This window comes from Paraburkholderia sp. J63 (assembly GCF_905220245.1).
Classification (GTDB): Bacteria; Pseudomonadota; Gammaproteobacteria; order Burkholderiales; family Burkholderiaceae; genus Paraburkholderia.
This window is the reverse complement of sequence record NZ_CAJMZF010000002.1, coordinates 222,189-244,442: the sequence shown is the minus strand read 5'-3', so window position 1 is coordinate 244,442 and position 22,254 is coordinate 222,189. Positions and strand designations below refer to the sequence as shown.

General features: G+C 63.8%; 22 protein-coding genes and 4 tRNA genes. 10 read left to right on the top strand and 16 right to left on the bottom strand.

The window, feature by feature from the left end; all coding sequences use genetic code 11:
• Positions 1-110 precede the first annotated feature (110 nt).
• The gene (locus U5775_RS03425) at positions 111-236 is read left to right on the top strand and encodes a hypothetical protein (RefSeq protein ID WP_269151836.1); all 126 of its coding nucleotides are present in this window, start codon (positions 111-113) and stop codon (positions 234-236) included.
• Between the two features lie 26 nt (positions 237-262).
• On the opposite strand, the gene U5775_RS03420 is transcribed toward U5775_RS03425, so the two are convergent.
• The 8 genes from U5775_RS03420 to rph form a co-directional block, all read right to left on the bottom strand.
• Entirely contained in the window at positions 263-442 is a 180-nt protein-coding gene (locus tag U5775_RS03420; RefSeq protein WP_322056706.1) for a hypothetical protein, read from the bottom strand.
• Positions 443-680: 238 nt separating this feature from the next.
• Positions 681-1,997 (bottom strand): MFS transporter, encoded by a 1,317-nt coding sequence (locus tag U5775_RS03415; RefSeq protein ID WP_322056705.1) that lies wholly within the window; start codon positions 1,995-1,997, stop codon positions 681-683.
• Between the two features lie 493 nt (positions 1,998-2,490).
• Positions 2,491-3,027: an energy transducer TonB gene (locus tag U5775_RS03410; RefSeq protein ID WP_322056880.1), complete on the bottom strand. Its 537-nt coding sequence runs from the start codon at positions 3,025-3,027 to the stop codon at positions 2,491-2,493.
• Between the two features lie 183 nt (positions 3,028-3,210).
• Positions 3,211-3,423, bottom strand: coding sequence for a hypothetical protein (locus U5775_RS03405; protein ID WP_322056704.1), 213 nt, complete (start codon positions 3,421-3,423; stop codon positions 3,211-3,213).
• A gap of 288 nt (positions 3,424-3,711) precedes the next feature.
• Positions 3,712-3,801 (bottom strand) — tRNA-Ser (locus U5775_RS03400).
• Positions 3,802-3,867: 66 nt separating this feature from the next.
• A complete protein-coding gene (gene hemW / locus U5775_RS03395) occupies positions 3,868-5,037 on the bottom strand; it encodes a radical SAM family heme chaperone HemW (RefSeq protein WP_415913509.1) in 1,170 nt (389 codons plus the stop codon).
• Positions 5,038-5,081: 44 nt separating this feature from the next.
• Positions 5,082-5,759: an RdgB/HAM1 family non-canonical purine NTP pyrophosphatase gene (rdgB, locus tag U5775_RS03390; protein ID WP_322056702.1), complete on the bottom strand. Its 678-nt coding sequence runs from the start codon at positions 5,757-5,759 to the stop codon at positions 5,082-5,084.
• On the bottom strand, positions 5,752-6,492 hold the full coding sequence (rph, locus tag U5775_RS03385) for a ribonuclease PH (RefSeq protein ID WP_322056701.1): 741 nt from the start codon (positions 6,490-6,492) through the stop codon (positions 5,752-5,754). Before rph ends, rdgB begins: the two co-directional genes overlap by 8 nt.
• A gap of 271 nt (positions 6,493-6,763) precedes the next feature.
• On the opposite strand from rph, the gene U5775_RS03380 reads away from it, so the two are divergent.
• The 5 genes from U5775_RS03380 to U5775_RS03360 all read left to right on the top strand — a co-directional run bounded on the left by U5775_RS03380 (position 6,764) and on the right by U5775_RS03360 (position 11,972).
• Positions 6,764-7,702, top strand: coding sequence for a YicC family protein (locus U5775_RS03380; protein WP_322056700.1), 939 nt, complete (start codon positions 6,764-6,766; stop codon positions 7,700-7,702).
• 97 nt (positions 7,703-7,799) lie between these two features.
• A complete protein-coding gene (gene gmk / locus U5775_RS03375; RefSeq protein WP_322056699.1) occupies positions 7,800-8,531 on the top strand; it encodes a guanylate kinase in 732 nt (243 codons plus the stop codon).
• 40 nt (positions 8,532-8,571) lie between these two features.
• On the top strand, positions 8,572-8,775 hold the full coding sequence (gene rpoZ, locus U5775_RS03370) for a DNA-directed RNA polymerase subunit omega (protein ID WP_006400783.1): 204 nt from the start codon (positions 8,572-8,574) through the stop codon (positions 8,773-8,775).
• Between the two features lie 112 nt (positions 8,776-8,887).
• Positions 8,888-11,254 carry a bifunctional (p)ppGpp synthetase/guanosine-3',5'-bis(diphosphate) 3'-pyrophosphohydrolase gene (locus U5775_RS03365; protein WP_322056698.1) on the top strand — a complete coding sequence of 789 codons (2,367 nt, stop codon included), beginning with the start codon at positions 8,888-8,890 and terminating at the stop codon, positions 11,252-11,254.
• Positions 11,255-11,483: 229 nt separating this feature from the next.
• Positions 11,484-11,972 (top strand): phage protein NinX family protein, encoded by a 489-nt coding sequence (locus U5775_RS03360; RefSeq protein ID WP_322056697.1) that lies wholly within the window; start codon positions 11,484-11,486, stop codon positions 11,970-11,972.
• A 60-nt stretch (positions 11,973-12,032) separates the two neighbouring features.
• Here the strand turns inward: U5775_RS03360 and U5775_RS03355 are convergent.
• Positions 12,033-12,109 (bottom strand) — tRNA-Arg (locus tag U5775_RS03355).
• A 78-nt stretch (positions 12,110-12,187) separates the two neighbouring features.
• Positions 12,188-12,264 (bottom strand) — tRNA-Arg (locus tag U5775_RS03350).
• A gap of 181 nt (positions 12,265-12,445) precedes the next feature.
• Between U5775_RS03350 and greB the strand changes: the two genes are divergently transcribed.
• A complete protein-coding gene (gene greB / locus U5775_RS03345) occupies positions 12,446-13,009 on the top strand; it encodes a transcription elongation factor GreB (protein ID WP_322056696.1) in 564 nt (187 codons plus the stop codon).
• 79 nt (positions 13,010-13,088) lie between these two features.
• On the opposite strand, the gene U5775_RS03340 is transcribed toward greB, so the two are convergent.
• Both U5775_RS03340 and U5775_RS03335 read right to left on the bottom strand, forming a co-directional pair.
• Complete coding sequence (locus U5775_RS03340) at positions 13,089-14,237, bottom strand: porin (protein WP_322056695.1); 1,149 nt, start codon at positions 14,235-14,237, stop codon at positions 13,089-13,091.
• 542 nt (positions 14,238-14,779) lie between these two features.
• Positions 14,780-14,989 (bottom strand): hypothetical protein, encoded by a 210-nt coding sequence (locus tag U5775_RS03335; RefSeq protein WP_322056694.1) that lies wholly within the window; start codon positions 14,987-14,989, stop codon positions 14,780-14,782.
• A 399-nt stretch (positions 14,990-15,388) separates the two neighbouring features.
• Here U5775_RS03335 and U5775_RS03330 point away from each other — a divergent pair, with 399 nt between their 5' ends.
• Entirely contained in the window at positions 15,389-15,592 is a 204-nt protein-coding gene (locus U5775_RS03330) for a cold-shock protein (RefSeq protein WP_027817418.1), read from the top strand.
• Positions 15,593-15,891: 299 nt separating this feature from the next.
• Positions 15,892-17,055: an exonuclease domain-containing protein gene (locus U5775_RS03325; protein WP_322056693.1), complete on the top strand. Its 1,164-nt coding sequence runs from the start codon at positions 15,892-15,894 to the stop codon at positions 17,053-17,055.
• Positions 17,056-17,110: 55 nt separating this feature from the next.
• Here the strand turns inward: U5775_RS03325 and U5775_RS03320 are convergent, their stop codons facing one another.
• A complete protein-coding gene (locus tag U5775_RS03320; protein WP_322056692.1) occupies positions 17,111-17,701 on the bottom strand; it encodes a chorismate mutase in 591 nt (196 codons plus the stop codon).
• A 356-nt stretch (positions 17,702-18,057) separates the two neighbouring features.
• Positions 18,058-18,207: a hypothetical protein gene (locus U5775_RS03315; RefSeq protein ID WP_167066521.1), complete on the bottom strand. Its 150-nt coding sequence runs from the start codon at positions 18,205-18,207 to the stop codon at positions 18,058-18,060.
• Between the two features lie 764 nt (positions 18,208-18,971).
• Here U5775_RS03315 and U5775_RS03310 point away from each other — a divergent pair.
• Complete coding sequence (locus U5775_RS03310; RefSeq protein ID WP_322056691.1) at positions 18,972-20,801, top strand: tetratricopeptide repeat protein; 1,830 nt, start codon at positions 18,972-18,974, stop codon at positions 20,799-20,801.
• A gap of 91 nt (positions 20,802-20,892) precedes the next feature.
• Here the strand turns inward: U5775_RS03310 and U5775_RS03305 are convergent.
• Positions 20,893-20,968 (bottom strand) — tRNA-Thr (locus U5775_RS03305).
• A 65-nt stretch (positions 20,969-21,033) separates the two neighbouring features.
• Positions 21,034-22,050, bottom strand: a complete 1,017-nt coding sequence (locus tag U5775_RS03300) for a class 1 fructose-bisphosphatase (RefSeq protein WP_322056690.1) — start codon at positions 22,048-22,050, stop codon at positions 21,034-21,036.
• Positions 22,051-22,254: the final 204 nt, after the last annotated feature.

Here is a 22,254-nt window from a genome sequence, read left to right as displayed (position 1 = left end):
TTGCAACGCCTCAGACGTTCGCCGTCGTGTTCAATCGAAAGCGTCCGCAGCCCGCAGGGTCCACGCAGGACCGGGCCGGACAACAGACATTGACTCGATGGGAGAACGAAGTGAAACGATTGACGCGTACCCTGATTGCAGGTGCATTGCTCGCAGCGGCGCTGGGCGGGTGCGTCGTGGTGCCGGCGGGTGGCTATTACGGCGGAGGCTACCACCACGGCTATTACTATCGATGAGGCTCCCGTGGGGCGGGGCGGTGCGTTCAGGCGAGCAGCAGCTCGACCGCGACCACCGCCGCGATGGCCGCGGCATTGGCAATCAGCGCTTCCAGCACGACCGAGCGCCAGCTTGCCGTGCGCAGGCGGAAGGCCAGAACGAGTGAGATACCCAGCGCGAGTGCGATCATCAGCACGATATCGGCGTTGCTCAGATTCAGGTTCATGGTTGACCTCCCTGGCAGACGGACGCAGATGGACGCGGACCTCGTCGATTCGAGTATAGCCATGCTGGTGTCGCGGGCGAACAAAAAAGCGGAATCCGCCAGGCGGACTCCGCTTTTTTGTTGCCGGTGCGTTGCCGGGCGCACGCACGTGGCCCGGTGCAGATGGCGGGATTGCGGCGCTGCGTTGGTGCGCTGCGATGCTTCGCCGGGATGCGGCGCCTTAAGCCGGCGCCGCAATTCAGCTCAGCGACGTATGACGCGTTTCTCGCATGCACAAGACACCGAAGAGGCTCACGCATGCCGCGATCGAGACATACGCGCCGACCCACGACAGGCCACCGCGCGCGGCGAGCACCTGCGCGATGTACGGCGCCACCGATGCGCCCAGGATGCCGCCCAGGTTGTACGCGACGCCCGCACCCGTGTAGCGCACGCTCGTGGGGAACAGCTCGGGCAGGAGCGCGCCCATCGGCGCGAAGGTGGCGCCCATCAGGAACAGCTCGATCACGAGGAACAGCAGCACGAGCGGCAGCGAGCCGCTGCCGAGCAGCGGCTGCATCGTGAAGCCCGAGAGAATGGCCGCGATGCAGCCGACGATCAGCACCGGCTTGCGGCCGAAGCGGTCGGACAGCCAGGCCGAGATCGGCGTGGCGATGCCCATGAACACCACGGCGATGCAGAGCATGCCGAGGAAAGTCGGACGCGGGATATGCAAGGCGCTCACGCCGTGCGAGAGCGAGAACACCGTGGCGTTGTAGAACAGCGTATAGCAGACCACCATCGCGAGCGCGCCGAGCAGCGTCGGCCACCAGTAGCTGCCGAGCAGCGTCGCGACCGGCACCTTGACGCGTTCTTCGCGCTCGACGGCGGCCTTGAACGCGGGCGTTTCGGCGATCTTCAGGCGCACATAGAGGCCGAGCCCGACGAGCACCGCCGAGACGATGAACGGCACGCGCCAGCCCCAGTCGCGGAACTGCTGGTCGGAGAGCGTGGAGGCGAGGCCGAAGAAGAGGCCGTTCGACGCGAGAAAGCCCACCGAGGGCCCGAGCTGCGGAAACATGCCGAACCAGCCGCGCTTGCCTTGCGGCGCGTATTCGGTCGCGAGCAGCGCCGCGCCGCCCCATTCGCCGCCGAGGCCGATACCCTGGCCGAAGCGCAGCACGCACAGCAGGATCGGCGCGAGACTGCCGATCGAGTCATAGCCGGGCACGAAGCCGATCAGCGTGGTGGACAGACCCATCACGAGCAGCGAGGCGACGAGCGTGGATTTGCGGCCGATGCGGTCGCCGAAATGGCCGAAGATGAACGAGCCGATCGGCCGCGCGACGAACGCGATGCCGAACGTCACGAACGCCGAGAGCGCCTGGGCCGTGGCCGAGCCGTGCGGGAAGAACACGGGGCCGATCACGAGCGCGGCGGCCGTTGCGTACACATAGAAATCGTAAAACTCGATCGCGGTGCCGATGAAGCTCGCGAAGATCACGCGCGCGGTGCTTTGCTGCTTAGCTGCGTCCGCCGGATCGGCGCTCGCGGGCGAAATGGGGGAGGTGGACATCGATGGGTCTCCAGTCGTTGTAACGCGCACTGACGCGCCTCGTGGTGCTTGGGGCGCTGGGGCACATGGGGCACGAACTGCGGCGCAGGCGTCTTTTGTTCAGGGCTCGAAGCCCGGCGGGCTGGCGGCGTGGCCGAGCGGACTCGGGTTCAGGGTCTCGGGTTGAGCCGCGCCTCGCCGTCCGCGGATGCCTCGGCGGCATCCTTGCACTGGCAACGATTCGTCAGTATGCATCGCGCAGCACCGGGTGTGTGCGCAAAGCAGAAACCGGCCGGACGCGCGCGGATAAGCGCGAGCAGGCACGAGACGTGAGCGCTCGCCGGTCGGATGGCGCATCGGCGCGGTGCGGGTGGCGCCGCGCAATGTGCGTGGCCGGGCAAAAGCCGGCGGGGGATAGCGAAAAATTATAACGACCGTGCGCAAGGTGCAGCAAGGCTTCAGCAAGCCCGGCGCGTGGCGCCTGCAAGGCGCGCGATGCTGCACGCTGCGGCGTTCAGTTGAAGTTCTGCGCTTGCGGCGAGGCGAGCGTGCGCAACTGAAACTTGCCGTTGTCATTGAAGAGCCAGTCTTCGAGCATTTCGATCTGACCGACCGAGTTGAGCAGATGCGCTGGCGGCGGAGGCAGCGGCGCCGAATGGCGCAGCGTGACGAGCGCGGTGGCTTCGGCGTCGTAGTCACCGTTGGAGCGGTAGACGGCCGATTTCGTGATCTGCCCGTCGCGGTTGACCGTGAAGGAGACCACCACGAGCGAGCGCAGCATGGCCTGCGGCGTGCCGTGGAGCACATAGGACGGATTGCGCTCGACGATGCGCTTCGCTACGGCGGTGCGATAGTCGTCGAGTGCTGTGCTGTTGATTGCCTGGGGCGGAATGACGAGCAGCGGCCGTGGCGGCGGTGTGATCGTGCACGCGCTTGCGAGGACGAGCAGCAAAGACGGGACGAGGCGCCGTAGCAGGCGCGCGCAGACGGAAGTGCTGGCAGTGGCGCTCACGGCGATAAGGCCAAGGCCGCTGCGCGGGCGGACGCGGATGAGCATGGCGAGCAGGCTCGAAGGCGAAACCAGATTCGAGCTTAGTCGAAACGAGCGGGGTTTCAATCCGCAGTCACCCGCGTCGTGAATCCGGGTGTGTGTTCAAGGCCGCCCGGGACCGGGCAGCGCGAGGGCAGACAGCTGGGAAACAGCAGGAGAAGCTTGGGGAGACTTGTCGAGCGCTTATTCGACGGGGAACTGTGCGCACGGATCCGCGGCCACGGTGGCGCAGGCGTACGAGTACTCGCCGCTCTTCAGGAAGAGCTCTTTGCCGACCTGGAAGTTGTCGCGCAGATCGGGCGAGCTTTCCCAGGCGATGTAGCTCGAGCACGTTGCGGCGAACAGAACGACAATCGAAAATGCGAATTTTTCAAGCAGTTGGAAGCGGTGCGGCATGATGAATCCCCTTAATAAACAGGATTGTACCGCAGTACTAGGGTTTTTACCTAGATATTTGCCGCATAGCTGGCACGACATGTGGCGCCGGCGTTTAGATATAGCCCTTAATTCCCGCCAGAGGTCGGGACAACAGGGTCGACACCATGTGCTTCCGCATGGGTCGAGCATCTCGAATGGAAATTTTGTTCGGGAGCCAAGAGAAGAGGCGGAAGGGCGGCTTTGCGGCGCTTCGCTGGGTCGAACTGCCGTGGGCAGGAAAGCAGATGAGGGATTAGAGAGATTCGCTGGCGGAGGCGGTGAGATTCGAACTCACGGAAGGGTTACCCCTTCGCCGGTTTTCAAGACCGGTGCATTCAACCACTCTGCCACACCTCCGGAGCCGCGCATTGTAACCCGAAACGCACGCGCGCCGGCAGCCCCTCCGTCATCTCGATTTGCGCGTCAGGCTGGGTCCTTGAGAAACAGCTCCTGCAGATCGTTGAGAAAGCGCTGGCCCAGCTCCGTGGGCACGATCTTCTCGTAGTCGCGCGCGATCAGGCCGCGCTTTTCCGCTTCCTGCAGCGCGGGCTCGATCGTCGTGATCGGCAGCCCCGTGCGCTCCATGAAGCGATGCACCGGAAAGCCTTCTACGAGCCGCAGCGCGTTGAGCATGAACTCGAACGGCAGATCGCGCGCGCCCACTTCGTGCTCTTCCTGGATCGGCTTGCCTGCGCGCGCTTCTTCGATGAACGTGGCCGGGTGCTTGTAGCGCATCTGGCGCACGATGCGGTTCGGGAACGAGAGCTTCGAGTGCGCGCCCGCGCCGATGCCGAGGTAATCGCCGAAACGCCAGTAGTTGAGATTGTGGCGGCTCTGGCGGTTCGGCTGCGCATAAGCCGATACCTCGTAGCGCCCGTAACCGGCCTCGGTCGTGCGCGCGTGTATCCACTCCTGCATGTCCGCCGACTGGTCGTCGTCGGGCAGCGCGGGCGGGAACTTCGCGAACAGCGTGTTCGGCTCGAGCGTGAGGTGATAGAGCGACAGATGCGGCGGCGCAAACGAGAGCGCCGTTTCGATATCGGCCTGGCACTCGGCGAGCGTCTGCTGCGGCAGCGCGAACATCAGGTCGAGATTGAAGTTGTCGAAAGTGTTCGCCGCGACCTCGACGGCATGGCGCGCCTGCGCCGCGTCGTGAATGCGGCCGAGCGCTTTCAGATGCGTCTCGTTGAAGCTCTGGATGCCCACCGAAAGCCGGTTCACGCCGCTCGCGCGAAACTGCGCGAACTTCGCCGCTTCGAAGGTGCCGGGGTTCGCTTCGAGCGTGATTTCGGCGTCGGCGTCGAGCGGCAGCAGCGCGCGCACGTCGGAGAGCAGGCGATCGAGCCCTGCCGCCGAGAGCAGGCTGGGTGTGCCCCCACCGATGAACACCGTATGCACCTGGCGGCCCCAGACGAGCGGCAGCGCCTGTTCGAGATCGGCGCGCAGCGCGTCGAGATAGTCGTTTTCGGGAAAGCGCTCGCCTTTCCACTCGTGCGAGTTGAAATCGCAGTACGGACACTTGCGTACGCACCACGGGAAATGCACGTAGAGCGACAGCGGTGGCAGCGAAGTCAGGCGGATGCTGCCAGGCATCGTGAACGACTGGACCACGTCGATGCCGGTTCGATGCTGCTGGCTCACGCTAGCTCCTCCAGCCGTGCGAGCAGTTGCCGCAAGGCGATGGCGCGATGGCTCGAGGCGTTTTTCAGCGCCGGGTCGAGCTCGGCGGCCGTGGCTTCGAGGCCCGGAATGTAGAAGTATGGATCGTAGCCAAAGCCGTTCTCGCCGCGCGGGGCGTCGAGCACGACGCCGTGCCAGCGGCCTTCGGCGATCAGCGGCTCGGGGTCGTCCGCGTGGCGCACGAGCGCGAGCACGCAGTAGTAGTAGGCGCGGCGATCGGCGTGCGCCTTGAGGTTTTCGACCAGCAGCGCGTTGTTTGCCGCGTCGCTTTTCTCGCCGCCCGCGAGCTGCGCGTAGCGCGCCGAATAGACCCCGGGCGCGCCGCGCAAGGCGCGCACGCACAGGCCCGAATCGTCGGCGAGCGCGGGCAGGCCCGTGAGCTTTGCGGCGTGGCGTGCCTTGGCGAGCGCGTTCTCGACGAACGTGACGTGCGGTTCCTCCGCCTCGGGCACGTTCAACGCGCCTTGCGGCACGAGCTCGATGCCCGCAACGTCCAGCAGCGCCGCGAATTCGCGCAGCTTGCCTGCGTTGTTCGAGGCGAGCACGACGCGCGAGAGCGGATCGCCGCCCGGCGTAGCGACGCCCGGCGTAGCGACGCCCGGCGCACCGGCGCCCGTGTCCGGCGAATTAGCCATGCGCGATCTCCAGCGCGGCTTTCTGCTTCTCGGTCAGCGCGGCGATGCCGCCTTGCGCGAGGTCCAGCAGCGCATTCAATTCGTTACGCGAGAACGGCGCGCCTTCGGCGGTGCCTTGCACTTCGACCATGCCGCCCGAGCCGGTCATGACGACGTTCATGTCGGTGTCGCACTGCGAATCTTCGGCGTAGTCGAGATCGAGCACCGGCACGCCTTCGTAGACACCCACCGAAATCGCCGCCACGTAGTCGGTGATCGGCGAGCGCTCGATGCGGCCCGTCGCGAGCAGCTTCGTGACCGCGTCGTGCGCCGCCACGAACGCGCCCGTGATGCTCGCCGTGCGCGTGCCGCCGTCGGCTTGCAGCACGTCGCAGTCGAGGTTGATGGTGCGCGCGCCGAGCAGTTCGAGGTCGAACACGGCGCGCATCGCGCGGCCGATCAGGCGCTGGATTTCCTGGGTGCGGCCGGTCTGTTTGCCGCGCGCGGCTTCGCGGTCGCTGCGCGTGTGCGTGGCGCGCGGCAGCATGCCGTATTCGGCGGTGAGCCAGCCCTGGCCCTTGTCGCGCAGGAACGGCGGCACGCTTTCGGAGACGCTCGCCGTGCACAGCACCTTGGTCTCGCCGAATTCGACGAGGACCGAACCTTCGGCGTACTTCGTGTAATGGCGGGTGATGCGGACGTCGCGAAGCTGGTCGGCGGTGCGGCCGGAGGGGCGCTGGATGGATTGGGTCATCGTCGGGCGTGCGCGAGGGCACGAATGAGGAAGGGGAAACCGCAATTTTACCGCCTTCGCGCGGCGGGCGATGGGTGTGCACCGCGGGGCGCGCGTGGCGCCGGGCGGACGACGGTCGCACACGGCGGTCCGGTTTCCAAAAATGGGATAATAGCGACTCTCCGCCCCGCGTCATCGCCAGCACGCGTCCACGCCGGGCGCCTCGACTTCTCTTGCCGTGACCCGCGCTTTTCACGAGGCGCGCCGCCAGGGCTTTATCGCGAGACGAACCATGATTTACAGCATGACAGGCTATGCCAGCGCCACGCGCGAACTGGTAGCGGCTTCGGGCACGGGCGGCGCCAGTGTCTCCGTCGAACTGCGCACCGTGAATTCGCGCTTTCTCGACCTGAACTTCCGCATGCCCGAAGACGTGCGCGTCTGCGAGCCCACGTTGCGCGAGATGTTGATGACGAAGCTCTCGCGCGGCAAGGTCGACATCCGCATCAACATCCAGAAGAGCGAGCAGGGCGCCAACGCGGGCGCGCTCAACCGCGACGCGCTCGAACAACTCGCGACGCTCGAGCGTGCGGTGCTCGACGCGTTTCCCGACTCGGGCCGTCTGCGCACCGGCGAGATTCTGCGCTGGCCCGGCGTGCTCGCGGAAAGCGGCGTCGCGCCCGAAGTGCTGCGCGACGCGGTGCTCGGCTGTGGCAAGCAGGCCATCGCCGACCTGATCGACGTGCGCGCGCGTGAGGGCTCGCAACTCGCCAACGTGCTGCTCGCGAACGTCACGGAAATGGAGGCGATCGTCGCGAAGATCACGCCGCTCGTGCCGGACCTGATCGTCAAGCATCAGCAGAAGATCGTCGAGCGGCTGCAGGAAGCGCTCGGCATTGTCGCGCCCGAAGGTGCGAACGGCAACGGCAGTATCGGCAACGTGTCGCGCGAAGAGATCTCCGAGCGCATCCGCCAGGAAGTGACGATGTATGGCATTCGCATCGACATCGCCGAAGAGCTCTCGCGCCTCACCGCGCATCTGACCGAGACGCGTCATGTGATCGAGAAGGGCGGGCGCGTGGGCAAGCGTCTGGACTTCATGATGCAGGAGCTCAATCGCGAAGCGAATACGCTCGGCTCGAAGGCGGCAGCGAAGGAACTCGCCGATGCCTCGATGACGCTCAAGCTCCTCATCGAGCAGATGCGCGAGCAGGTGCAGAACCTCGAATGAACATGGCGCGCTGCGCATCGGCAACCCCGGCGCGCAGCGTGCGCGAAGCAACGCGGCAAAGCCAGCAACTCAGGTGGTAACCCAGGAAGCAACGAACATGACCGACCAGACCAGCAGCCATATTGGCCATAGCGGCCATAGCGCCAGCAAGGCCGAAACGAAGCCGCGCAATCCGTACGCAGGCGTCTATCCGGGCAATCTTTTCATGGTGGTCGCGCCGTCGGGTGCGGGCAAGTCCACGCTCGTGAACGCGCTGCTCGCCGAAGACAGCGCGATCCGCCTGTCGATCTCGTACACCACGCGCGCACCGCGCTCGAAAGAGCGCGACGGCGAGCACTATCACTTCACGACCGTCGACGATTTTCTCTCGCGTCATGCTGACGATGAGTTTCTCGAAAGCGCGGAAGTGCATGGCAACTACTACGCCACGTCGCGCGTGTGGATCGAAGAGCAGATGAAAATCGGCCATGACGTCCTGCTCGAAATCGACTGGCAAGGCGCGCAACAGGTGAAGAAGCGGTTCCGCAACGCCGTGGAAATTTTCATCCTGCCGCCGTCGCTCGACGCGCTTGCCGAGCGCCTGAAAAAGCGCGGCGAAGACGAGCCCAATGTCATCACGCGACGCCTGCTTGCAGCGGGTAGCGAGATGGCGCACGCGAGCGAAGCGGAGTATGTCGTGATCAACGAAAACTTCGATCGTGCGCTGCAGGAGCTGCGCAACATCGTGAACGCAACGCGTCTGCGTTTCGCGTCGCAATACGCGCGGCACACCGAGCTCTTCGTGCAGCTCGGCATCCACCAGCCGCAGCCCGGCGCATCGGGCACATAAGGTAGAATAAGAACCTGCTGAGAATGAGAAGGAACCCGACATGGCCCGCATCACCGTCGAAGATTGTCTGAAACAAATTCCGAACCGCTTCGAACTGGCGCTCGCAGCAACGTATCGCGCACGCCAGCTCGCCCAAGGTCACACGCCGAAGATCGAAAGCCGCGACAAGCCTACCGTCGTCGCGCTGCGCGAGATCGCGGCCGGCCAGGTGGGTCTGGAAATGCTGAAGAAGGTGCCCGTCTAACGGTGCCCGTTGTACTACGCTGTACCTTGTAGCATCCATCGTCGTGTAATTCGTGCCGGGCGTCGCAAGCCGCGCGCCAACCGTCAACGCCTGACCTGATACGGAGGGGAACATGAGCACCACGCCCTCGCCGGCCACTGAGGTGGACCAGGAAGCCGAGACCGCGAGCCCTGCGCGCAATTACATCGACGCGGTCCTCGAACAGTCGTTTCGCCATCTGTTCGGGCCGACCGCGACACCGGAGCAGCCTCGCAAGCACGGTGTCGTCTCCATCGCCAATCTGACCGCGGCGCTTTCCGGTTATCTCACGCCCGAGGAAATCAAGGAAGTCAAAGCGGCGTTCCACTTCAGCGACGAAGCCCACCTCGGGCAATATCGCCAGAGCGGCGAACCCTATATCACCCATCCCGTCGCCGTCGCGGAAATCTGCGCCGGCTGGAAGCTCGACGCCCAGTCGATCCAGGCCGCGCTTCTGCACGACGTGATGGAAGACCAGGGCGTGACCAAGGCGGAGCTCGCCGAGCGCTTCGGCGCGAAGGTCGCGGAACTGGTCGACGGCCTGTCGAAACTCGACAAGATGGAGTTTCGCAATCGCGAGGAAGCGCAGGCGGAAAACTTCCGCAAGATGCTGCTCGCGATGGCGCGCGACGTGCGCGTGATTCTCGTGAAGCTCGCCGACCGGCTGCACAACATGCGCACGCTCGGCGCGGTGCCGCCCGAGAAGCGCCGCCGCGTGGCGCGCGAGACCATCGACATCTACGCGCCCATCGCGCACCGCCTGGGCCTGAACAACACCTATCGCGAGCTGCAGGACCTGAGCTTCGCGAACTTCAACCCGAATCGCTACGCCACGCTCGAAAAGGCGGTGAAGGCCGCGCGCGGCAATCGCCGCGAGGTGGTCAGCAAGATTCTGGAAGCGGTGCAGCGCGCGATCGCCGACGCGAAGCTCGACGCCGAAGTCACCGGCCGCGAAAAGACCATCTTCAGCATCTACAAGAAGATGCGCGACAAGCAGCTGTCGTTCTCGCAGGTGCTCGACGTGTACGGTTTTCGCGTGGTGGTCGAGTCGCCGCTCGAGTGCTACACCTGCATCGGCGCGCTCCATGCGCTCTACAAGCCCGTGCCGGGCAAGTTCAAGGACTACATCGCCATTCCGAAGGTGAACGGCTATCAGTCCCTGCACACCACGCTCGTGGGCCCGTTCGGCGCGCCCATCGAGTTCCAGGTGCGCACGCGCAAGATGCACGAGATCGCCGAAGCGGGCGTGGCCGCGCACTGGCTCTACAAGAACGGCGGCGCCGATCTCAATGACGTCCAGAAGCGCGCGCACCAGTGGCTCAAGTCGCTGCTCGACATCCAGAGCGAGGTGGGCGACTCCAGCGAGTTCCTCGAGCACGTCAAGATCGACCTGTTCCCGGACGCCGTCTACGTCTTCACGCCGAAGTCGAAGATCATGGCGCTGCCGCGCGGCGCCACGGCGCTCGACTTCGCGTATTCGATCCACAGCGACCTGGGCAACCAGTGCGTCGCCGTGAAGATCAACAACGAACTGCTGCCGCTGCGCACGGAACTGAAGAGCGGCGACATCGTCGAGGTGATCACCGCGCCGTATTCCAAGCCGAATCCCGCATGGCTCGGCTTCGTGCGCACCGGCAAGGCGCGCTCGGCCATCCGTCACTATCTGAAGACGATGCGGCTCACGGAGTCGGTGCAACTGGGCGAGCGTCTCGTCGATCAGGCGCTCAAGGGCTATGGCTACCAGCTTGCGGATGTCTCGCCGGAAGTGTGGGAGAGGCTGGTCCAGTGGACCGGCAACAAGAATCGTCAGGAGATCTTCGCCGATATCGGCCTCGGCCGGCGCGTAGCGGCGGTCATGGCCAAGCGCATCGAAGTGCTGATCAGCGGCCAGGACGGCGACGACGACGATCATCAGCATCCGCCGCGCGACCCGAACGCGCCGCATGCGCCGCCCGTGGTCATCACGGGCACCGAGGGCATGTCGGTGCAGCTCTCGGCCTGCTGCCGCCCGATTCCGGGCGACGACATCATGGGCTATATCGGCATCGGCCTCGGCATGGCGATCCATACCACCGACTGCCGCGTGGCGCAGCGCATCCACCGGCGCGATCCGGGCCGCTGGATCGACGTGGCGTGGGCGCCGCAGCCGGGGCGTCTGTTCGACGTCGCCGTGAAGGTGCTCGTGAAGAACACGAAGGGCGTGTTCGCGCGCGTGGCCGCCGACATCACGTCCGCCGACGCCAATATCGTGCACATCGCCATGGACGACGACCTTGCGCAGGAGTCGAATATGCTGCGCTTCGTGATCCAGGTGAGCGACCGCGTGCACCTCGCGAACGTCATGCGCCGCGTGCGCACGAATCCGGACGTCATGCGCATCACGCGCGAGCGTCCGAGCGACGAAGGGCACCATCGCCACGAGGGTGGCATGCGCATCGAGCGCGAACGCGCCGATTATTGACGGACGGGCGGCTCCTAAGCGGGCCGCTGCCTTGCACTGCCTCCTTGTTGCCTGATGCGGCGGTGCGTCAGGCTCCGCACGACTGCGGCGCCGTTCGCTCTGTTATTCGCTTGGTTGTTCTTTTCCGGCCCGACCTTCTGCGGCCGTCCCGGCGGGGGGGCAGCCCCTGCGCGCCGCACCTGCGGCGCCCCCCCACGGAACCCTATTCAACCGGAAACGAGGGCACGCAATGAACGTAGCTGACCTGACCGGCCTCGTACTCGATTACTGGGTGGCGCGCAGCCTGCCGGACTTCGTGCGGGAAATCTATTTCACCGACAGCGGCGAGACCGTCGCGGTGCGCGGCAACGATCGCGGCCGCGCGTGGGACGGGCGCTTCGAGCCATCGGCGTCGTGGGAGGCCGCCGGCGTCGTGCTCGACCGCGCGCAGCGCTTCGAGCTCAGCGACCGGCACGGTGGCGAGCCGGCGCGCTGCGTGGCGCAGTTCGAGGGCAGTCACCACAAAGTCGAGGCGCATGGCGCGACGACGCGCGAGGCGCTGCTGCGCGCGTTCGTGAAGAGCCGCTTCGGCGATACGGTGGAAGAGGTGCTGCGACAGCCGCAGGCCGTGCTGGGCGCGAGCATGGCGCCGGTGGGGGAGCCGAGCGAGATCGGCGACGTGGAGGACTTGCCGCGCCCCGATGGGCAGATCGGCGACATCGGCACGGCGCCGCGCTAGATCTAAATGGACGCCATAAAGACAAAGGGCCTTCCTGATTCAGGAAGGCCCTTCGAGAGGTGGCGCGGCTGGCAGGATTCGAACCCACGACCCCTTGGTTCGTAGCCAAGTACTCTATCCAACTGAGCTACAGCCGCACGCTAAAACGATACTACATACTGCAGTGTACTACCTGAGATTTGCACCGATGTGGTTGGAGCAAAACCCGAAAAAGTTGGCGCGGCTGGCAGGATTCGAACCCACGACCCCTTGGTTCGTAGCCAAGTACTCTATCCAACTGAGCTACAGCCGCACGCAGAAGTGAGATTATAGCAACGTTTTCAAAAAAGGGAAGGCCCTTATCGCGATTTGTCTGAGGGCGTGCTTCGTGTAACCTGAAGGGTCGCAGGTCCGAAACTGGACCAAGGGGAACCGGCGGGAACCGAAGAGGGGACCGAAGCCGCAAGCAACGTGTTGCAGTGAACCGAACCATCATGAACAAGGCATTTGTCAAAGAATCGACCGAAAACGACGACGATGATCTCGAGGCCGGTCATCCCGAAATTCCTGCGGGGACCAAGAACTACATCACGCCCGCGGGCTACGAGCGCATGCGCAGCGAGCTACTGCACCTGATCGACGAAGCGCGGCCCGAGGTGGTCAAGCTCGTCTCGTGGGCCGCCTCGAACGGCGACCGCTCCGAAAATGGCGATTACATCTACGGCAAGCGCAGGCTGCGCGAAATCGACCGGCGCATCCGCTTTTTGACCAAGCGGCTCGATCTGGCCGAGGTCGTGGACAGCAGCCGCCAGGAGAGCGTGGATCAGGTGTTCTTCGGTGCGACCGTGGACTACGGCACCGGGGACGGCGAGTCCCATACGGTCACGATCATGGGCATCGACGAGGTCGATCTCGACCGCGGCCACGTGAGCTGGATCTCGCCGATTGCGCGCGCGCTCCTGAAAGCCAGGATCGGCGATCAGGTGACGCTGCATACGCCGGCCGGGCCCGAGCCCATCGACGTGCTGGACGTGCGCTATCCGGCGCCGCAGCGATAGCAGGAAGAAATAAAAAAAAGCGCCGCAAGCGGCGCCTTTTCAGCTGCACAGCAGGCCAGTACGGCCTGCGCGGTGCGGCTTAGAAGCGGTGACGCATACCAACCGTCACAGCAACCTGGTCCTGACGGGTCGAAGCCGAGCCCAGACCGTTCAGGTACGCGCCGATGCCAGCGTCGTTCGACGACACGTGCTGCCAGTCGCCCTGGAGGTAGACGTCGGTGCGCTTCGACAGTGCGTAGTCCGACTGCAGTGCGACCGTGTTGTAGTTCGGGTTCACGCCGCCGCCGAAGTTCGCGCGGGTGTACGTGTACGCGCCAGCCAGGCTCAGGGCCGGGGTCAGAGCGTAACGGACGTTGCCTTCAAAGTTCTGGAAGCGTGCGCTGTTGCCGTTCAGAGCGATGCCGCTGGACGTGCCCGACTGCGTCGGCGAAATGCCGATCGCGTTGCCCAGTTGCGTCTGCGTGTAGACGAAGCCAGCCGTTGCCGGGCCGAACGTGTAGTTCACGCCGCCGCCGAACGTGCTTTGACGGCCTGCTGCGAACGTGTATTCACCCGTTTGCGCGCCCGAGTTGCCAACGCCCAGTTGCAGGTTGTTGATGTCGCTGTTCGTGTGCAGGTAACCCGCTGCAACGTTCAGGCCGGCCCAGTTGTACGATGCGCCGACGCTGTATGCGCGGTTGTTCGCGAACTGGCTGCTGTCCGAGAACGAGTACGTGCCGCCGAACTTGAAGCCAGCGTAGTTGACGCTCGAGTACTTGATCGTGTTGTTGAAACGAACCGAGTTGTTCAGGTTGTCGTTATCGAACGGGTGAGCAGCGATCGTGCCGCCGTATTGCGTGCCGGTGTTCGACAGCGGGGCGAGGTAGTCGACGACGGAGTCGTACTGACGGCCGAGGGTGACCGCGCCGAACTGGTCGCTTGCGAGACCGACGAACGCTTGACGGCCGAACATGCGGCTCGACTGGCCCGAATTGCCGTTCATGATGTTGAAGCCGTTCTCCAACGTGAAGATTGCCTTCAGACCGCCACCGAGGTCCTCAGCACCGCGCAGGCCCCAACGGCTGCCGTTGACCGTGCCGCTCGATGCCTTCCAGAGGCTGTGGCCGCCGGAATTGTTTGCGTAGGTGACACCGGCATCGATCAGGCCGTACAGCGTAACGCTGCTTTGCGCGTGCGCAGCCGTTGCGAAAACGCCCGTGAGGGCAGCGACCATGAGAGTCTTTTTCATCTTTGTAAACTCCGAGAACAGAGGTGGGTTTCGTTGAACCCTGTTTGGGAAACCGTCCACGCGAAGGGCAGCGAGAGGCAATACTCGCGTGGCGCGTTTATCCGTCGAAGTCGGTTTCCGGACAGGCAGAGTGTAGAGAGGGTGTTCGGAAACGGGGCATTCCGATTTGCGCAATAAAGTATTGCGAAATGCGAAATTATATTGGAGTCCGCGTTAAGCCTTACTGGTTGGGGCTTTCAGCGAAATTCAGAATTACGGGGGTGGGGGTGTCAACCGAACGGCGTTGTGCGATCGCTACACCAATTGGTCGCGAAAAACAACGCCAAACCGGCTCAGTCGCGATTATTGCGGCCAACGTAACAGATGATTGTCTGCCGCAGAGTTAATGAGCCAGCCGTGCTGCGGCTATACTGCAATGGCTGCTTTTCGAAGCAGACTTTTTCGTTGACGAAAAAGATCTCCAAACCTTTGTCAGCGCGGCCCCTAGCCGCGCTTTTTTTTGCCGTGCGCTCCTTGCGCCGCTTCTAACCCGCCTGTAACCCTTAACGGGCGGGCTCTTCCGGCGGTTCAGGCTGCAGGCTCCAGTCTTCCATTACATAGTGCCGGGCGTCCATAGGGGAACACAGCAGGTTGTGCCAATGGTCGCCGTGCCACGACCCGTACGCCTCGAGTTCGCCCGCTGTTCCGGTTGCCGGATCGGTGCCGTCGATCTGTACGAGCCAATGAAACCAACGTCGTAGTGCCGTCAGCATGGTTGCCTCCCATTGCACGCTAACGGTATTCATCATGGATTGAATGTATTACTCGAACAACCGGTAAAAACACTTACGTTTGACACGTCTTGTTACATTTAGGGCAGTTCTTTCCGATCCGGCGCTGGTTTTCCATTAAGCGGCAAGAAATGCGATGCCGATACGAATTCATTTCATATGCATATATATCTGCATGGTTTTTGATGCACGCTGGTTTATCACTGAGATGGGATTGCTGTTATAAAAAATTCGCTTGACTGGCGATTGACGTTCCCCGTATAACGACGATTCTGAATTACCTTTCAGCTTCAATTCCAATGGGGATGCAGAGAGGCGAGTCAGTTGGCTTTCGGCGTGAGGATATTGCCCGCGTCATTATATTTCTAGGGAAACTGAAAGATGGAAACCGGTATTGTCAAATGGTTCAATGATGCGAAGGGCTTTGGCTTCATCACGTCTGACGCCGGCGGTGACGACCTGTTCGCGCACTTCTCGGAGATCCGCTCGGAAGGCTTCAAGTCGCTGAAGGAGAACCAGCGCGTCTCGTTCGATGTCAAGGTTGGCCCGAAGGGCAAGCAGGCAGCGAACATCCAGCCGCTCTAAGCCAGACGCGCGGCGCGCGAGCGGGCCTGTGCGTCCGCTCCCCGCGAGTTCTTGCGAGAGACAGCCCTGGAGACCCCAGGGCTTTTTTATTTTCGGCGCGTAAAGAATCGCGTAATAATGTTGCGCTCGGGGTTTTATCGAACTTATCTAATCAACGGGAAAACCCCAATTCAAAAATCCCGCTGATATAGAAATAAGCCGCGCCGCCGGAAAAGTGACAGTGGCGTGAACACCCTGCGCGCTTCGTCCAAACAGTGCATACTTGGACGAATTTTTCATTCTCGTCTTGCCGTTTCACCATGTCCGACACCCTCTTGAGCGCCGAGCTTCCGTCCGGCGATGGCCCGCTGGTTTTCGTGGATCTGGAAACAACGGGCGGTTCGGTGGGCGATCACCGCATCACCGAGGTCGGGATCGTCGAGGTGAAGGACGGGCAGGCCACGCGATGGAGTTCGCTGGTCGACCCGCAGCAGGCGATACCGCCCTTTATTCAGCAGCTCACCGGCATTACCGACGCCATGGTGCGCGGGGCGCCCACGTTTGCCGAAATTGCGCCTGCGCTGTTCGAGCGGCTTTCGGGCAAGCTTTTCATCGCTCATAACGCGAGTTTCGATCGGGGCTTTCTGCGCGCCGAATTCGAGCGCGCCGGCTTGGCATTCAATCCCGACGTGCTGTGCACGGTACGCCTGTCGCGGGCGCTGTTTCCGGCCGAGAAGCGCCACGGCCTGGACGCGCTGGTGGAGCGCCACGCGCTCGAGCCGGCCGATCGCCACCGCGCGCTCGCCGACGCCGATTTGCTCTGGCAATTCTGGCAGCGGCTGCCGGGGCTCGTGCCCGAGCCGATGCTCGCCGCGCAGGTCGAGCGGCTCACGCGCCGGCACCGTCTCGCGGGCGATATCACCGACGACCTCATCGATACTGCGCCAGCCGGCCACGGTGTCTACGCGTTCTTCGGCGAAAACGACGTGCCGCTCTATGTAGGCCGCAGCGTGCGCGTGCGTCAGCGCGTGCGCTCGCATTTGTCGGGCGAGCGGCGCTCGGCGCGCGAGCAGCGCATGGCGCAGCAGATTCGGCGTGTCGAATGGCAGGCGACGGGTGGGGAGTTGGGGGCGCTCTTCGTCGAGGCCCGATGGATTGCGCAATGGCGTCCGTCGTTCAATCGTGTGCCTCGGGTGTCGAAGCACGATCCGTCGGACGCCCCTTGGCCGTTCGACGGCGCAGTGCTGGTTGAGGAGCGCGATGCGCCGCACGAATCGTCCGTATTGCATGTGATCGATCGCTGGTGCTACCTCGGCGTGGCGGCGAGCGAGGCGCAGGCGGCAAGTCTCGTTGCCGCGTCGGCCGCCGCCGATGCACCGTTCGAACTCACGACGTGGCGTATTCTGCACAGCCGCCTCGAGAAGGGCCTGCGCGTCCTGCCTTTGCAGGCCACGGTCGCCGATGGGCTGACGAGCGCGGCCTGAGCCAGTGGGCTGAAAAAGTGGCTGGGAAGCGGCGTTCGGCGTCGTACCCGATGGCTTATGCCGTACCGCCTACGCCACCGCCTTCGCAGACATGTCCGAGCGCGCGCGTCATGGCGTCGGCGCGCGCGGAGTCGTAACGCGTCAATTCCTTCCAGTTGGCAACGGCGCGCGCCACGCGCGCAGGGCAGTCGTCCGCCGCGCGCGTGGGCTGCACGCGAGCGAGTGCGCCGATAAGCTGCGCCGTCAGGCGATCGAGTTGTGGGCGCGTGGCGGTCGCGAGATCCGGTGCCGGCCCGGCGGGCGGCTGGGACGATTGCCAGGTGGCGAAGAGTGCTTGCTGCAGTTGCGTGCTCGCATCGATCTGATCGCGGAAGAACATTCGAGCGAACGCCGGATCGACGCCCGCCGCCGTGGCGCGTTTCTGCACGTCGGCGAGCAGGGCGTTTTCGCGTGGCGTGTCCGTGATCGGCTTATGGTTGAGCCATTTCCAGTGAGCGACGGGCTCGGCTAGCGAGAGGCGCTGCGAAACGAGCGCGACGAGGTTGGTGAGCGCCGTGTCGTCGCCATCGGCGCGTGCCGAGGCGGCCGGCAGGATGATGAGAAGTGCGGCGGCGCAGGACGCGAGCGCGCGGAATGCGGATTTCATTGCGAAAGGGCAGGCCGGCTGGCCGAAGAGGGAAAAGCGAAGGATAGCCGGTTATGAGGCGCTTGCCGCGTTATCGGCGATCATGCGAAGGCCGAGAGCCGCGATTAGCCTTGAAGCGGAGAAAGAAGATCGGGATTGTCGGTGCAATTGCGTACGTTGTACGCACGATATGAATCGCACAAACGCATTCCTTCGAACGCGCCTGCGTCAAGCGAGCTGAGACTCCCCGGCATGGGCGTAACAATGCGATCGCACCACCGTTCCAATGGTGCGATCGAGTGCGCGCAAAAACACCCGGCCATGCCCGCGCGGGACGACCGTTCGTTTTGCACGTCTAGCGCCAGTGCGCTGCCCCGTCACTGCTGTTCGTGTGCCTTGCGCTGCTCGTCGAGAAATGCCCGCACGTGAGCGGGCAATTCATCGCCGAGAAACTCGACGGCCACCGGTTCCGGATCCGGGCTGAATACTTGGTCCGGGGTCGGAATCCTTGGCGGTTTGGCGTCCATGATCTTTCTCCTATGTAAGGCAATTATCCGGCTGCGCCCTTCAGTCGCGCTAGTGCTCGCCAACGCAAAGGAGCTTTTCCGGTGTGCGTGTTGCTTTATTTGCACATCGGGATAACTTATTAACTGCGCGGGAATATAATTTCAAAGGTGCGCTTCATAGCGCTTTCATGTTCCCCCGCAGTTGCGCACTCGCTGGCGCGTCCTTGATTGGCGCCGCTGCTGCGGCGCAGCACCCTCATCCCCACGGTTCAGGCCTTGGCCACACAAGTGCGGCGGCTTCTTGCTGCGCGCTGCGGCAAGCATCCTCGTATGCTGTGCGCTGCTCCTGGCTGGCTGCGTATCTGGTACCCGTTTATATCGGTTGATTATCGGCCGGGCTTGAACCGAGAACGTTAAACATAATTAAAACAGTGTAAGCGTTCGTTTCTGTCGAATGGGTCTCCCGCCGTATTCCCGGCATTTTGCGGCGCTTATTGTCGGCGCTTGCATAAAAGGTTGCGGACGTGAACCGCTGCCGCCCAAGCTGGATTCATTCGTCGACTTTGGCGCGAGAGGCGGGGATCCCCCGAGGGGCACGGCGTGGTTTTCAGCATCGTCTGATTCGGCTGCCTGACAATCTTCGTTATCTTCAAAAAAGCGTCGACTCAAGCCGCGTGCGGGCATCGGGCGCCGGTTGTCGTCTGCCCGCCGCCTCAGCGTTTCACGTCCCCTCGAACTTCAATCCTCCACCGGGGCATCGCGCATATCCGTTGCCTGAACACACAATGAACCATCAAGACGACGGCACCGCGCCGGCCGCTATTGCGTCCGACGACTCGCGCACGCGAGCAGCGCTTGCGCTGGCCGACCAATATTTCGACAAAGGCCAGATGGCTGAAGCGTTGCGCGCCTATCAGGAGGTGCTGGCGGCAGAGCCTCGCCATGTGCACGCATTGCACCGCACCGCGCTCGCGCATTTTCGCGCTGGAGACGGAGAGCGCGCCGTTGCGCGCGACTATCTCGAGCGTGCCATCAACGCCGCGCCCGAACGTGCCGAGTTGTGGGAGCACCGTGGCTTGTTTGCCGCGCTGGCGGGCGAGCATCTCGTGGCCGAGGCGTTCTACCATCGGGCGGTCACGCTCGGCGGTGGCACGGCCACGCTGCATCGCAATCTGGGCGACGTGCTGAAGCTCGCCGGTCGCCGGGCCGACGCGGCCGCGCAATACGAAAAGGCGCTCGGCTTCGATCCCGGGCTTCACCACGCCGTGCGCCGTCTCGCCATGCTCAGGCTCGAAGACGGACGCCACGAAGAAGCCGTGCACTATCTGCGCCGCGCATGGGAACTTGGCGCCTCGCGCGTGGCCGACGGAGTCGAATTGATCAAGGCGTTGTCGAAGCTTGGGCGCATCGCCGAAGCCGATGCCCAGATCGCGCGCATGCGCGCGGCATTCGCAACCGAGCCCCGTGCGCTCAGCGACCTCGCATTCCATTTGAATCAGCTACATCGCTACGCCGAAGCGTACGAAGTCGCCAGCCAGGGGCTCGCGGTGGATTCCGCGGATGCCGGTCTGCATCACAGCGCCGCTTACGCGTCGAACATGCTCGGCCATCACGCGCGCATGCGGCAGCACAGCTTCGAGGCCGTGCGTCTGAAGCCCGACGATCCGCACCTGGAGTTCAACGTGGCGGTATCGCTGCTCCGCGACGGCGAGTTCGAGGAAGGTTGGCGCCATTACCGCTGGCACGAACGTCTGCCGCAGAACAACACGCTGGTGCAGCCCGGTTTCCCGGAATGGCGTGGCGAGCCCGTCGCCGGACGACGCTTCCTGCTGGTCGGCGAGCAGGGGCTGGGCGATCAGATCCAGTCGCTGCGCTACGCCGACTGGCTGCGGGGCCAGGGCGCAACCGCCGACGTTTGGATCGGCGAGGCGCTGGGCGACGTGGCGGCATGCGCGAGCGGGGTGAATCGGGTCTGGACGACGCTGCCGCCGGAGCCTTACGACTACTGGTGCCGCATGTTCCGCTTTCCCGAGCACATGAAGCTGACCATGGGTATGTTGCCGCTCGCGATGCCGTATCTCAGTGCGCCTCCCGCAGCCGTCGGCCGTTGGCGCGAGCGGCTCGCGAGCCCGCTGCACGCGAACGCGCCCAAGCGTCGCGTCGGTCTGGTGTGGGCCGGCAATCCCGATTACGAGTTCGATTGCTATCGCTCCATCGCCCTGCATGTATTGCATCCGATGCTCGCGCGGCGCGACGTGGCGTGGTTCGCGCTGCAGAAGGGCGCGGCGCAGCGCGACGTAGAGGCGTTGCCGGCCGGCATCGACATGACCCCGCTCGGGACGCAGATCGAGAGCTTCATCGATACGCTCGCGATCGTGCAGTCGCTCGATCTCGTGATTACCGTCGATACGTCGGTTGCGCATCTCGCGGGCGCCGCGGGCGTGCCGGTGTGGATCCTGCTGCCGACCTGCACCGACTGGCGCTGGATGACGGGGCGCAGCGACACGCCGTGGTATCCGTCGGCGCGGCTTTTCAGGCAACGCGAGCTGGGGCGCTGGGAGGATGTGATCGACGAGGTGGGGGAGGCGCTCGATGCTTTGCCGGGGCGCGGCTAGCTGAAGGGATTGACGTGCCGCCGCGGTGTAGAAGGCGGCGGTGCAAAACAAAAAGCCCAGTCGAAGACTGGGCTTTTTGTTTGAAACTTGGTGGTGCCGGAAAGAGGAATCGAACCCCCGACCTTCGCATTACGAATGCGCTGCTCTACCGTCTGAGCTATTCCGGCGTCACATCAGAGAAGGAAGATTATAGAAAAGATCTGCAGAGTATGCAAGTCCCTCCTTCATCTTTTTATTTTTTCGCTTCCTGATGGTAGCGGGTCACGCGCTCCACCTCGTTCTTCGAGCCGAGGAACACGGCCACGCGTTCGTGCAGGCTCGTCGGCTGGATGTCGAGGATGCGCTGTTCGCCGTTGGTCGCCATACCGCCCGCCTGCTCGACGATGAACGACATCGGGTTCGCTTCGTACATCAGGCGCAGCTTGCCCGGCTTCGACGGATCGCGCTTGTCGGCCGGATACATGAAGATGCCGCCGCGGTTCAGGATACGGTGCACGTCGGCGACCATCGACGCAATCCAGCGCATGTTGAAGTTCTCGCCGCGCGCGCCGTCCTTGCCCGCATTGAGCTCGCCGACGTATTGCTGCACCGGCTCATACCAGTGGCGCGAGTTCGAGGCATTGATCGCGTACTCGCGCGTGTCTTCCGGAATGCGCATGTTGCTCTGCGTGAGCACCCACGAGCCGAGTTCGCGGTCGAGCGTGAAGCAGTTCACGCCGTGGCCGGTCGTGAGCACGAGCACGGTCTGCGGACCGTAGACGGCGTAGCCGGCCGCGACCTGCTTCGTGCCGGGCTGCAGGAACGATTCTTCGGTGGCCTGCTGGCCGTCCGGGCAACGCAGCACCGAGAAGATCGTGCCGATCGACACGTTCACGTCGATATTCGACGAGCCGTCGAGCGGATCGAACACGAGCAGATACTCGCCCTTCGGATAATTGGCCGGGATCGGGAAGAAGGTTTCCATTTCCTCGGACGCCATGGCCGCGAGGTTGCCGCCCCATTCGTTGGCGTCGAGCAGGATTTCGTTCGAGAGGATGTCGAGGTTCTTCTGCACTTCGCCCTGAACGTTCTCGCTGCCGGCGGTGCCGAGCGCATCGCCGAGCGCGCCCTTGCTGACGTTGAAGCTGATCGCCTTGCAGGCGCGCGCGACAACTTCGATCAGCAGACGCAGATCGGCAGGCAGGTTGCGGTGCTGGCGCTGCTGCTCGATCAGGTATTTCGTGAGAGTGGTACGACGTTGCAATGCCATTGCAGTACTCCGGATGCGCTTGGGGATAGCGCAATTCTACCTGCTGGACGGGGCGCGGCCCGCGTGCGGCACTGCAAAAAAGCCGCCGGTGCGCGGCCTGGCGCGCCGGGCGGGGCGTTCAGTCAAGCGGGAAAAATCCGCGCGAGCGTGCCGGAGCGCGCGGCAAACCGAAAAATAATGCAGAAAAAATACACACAAAAATGC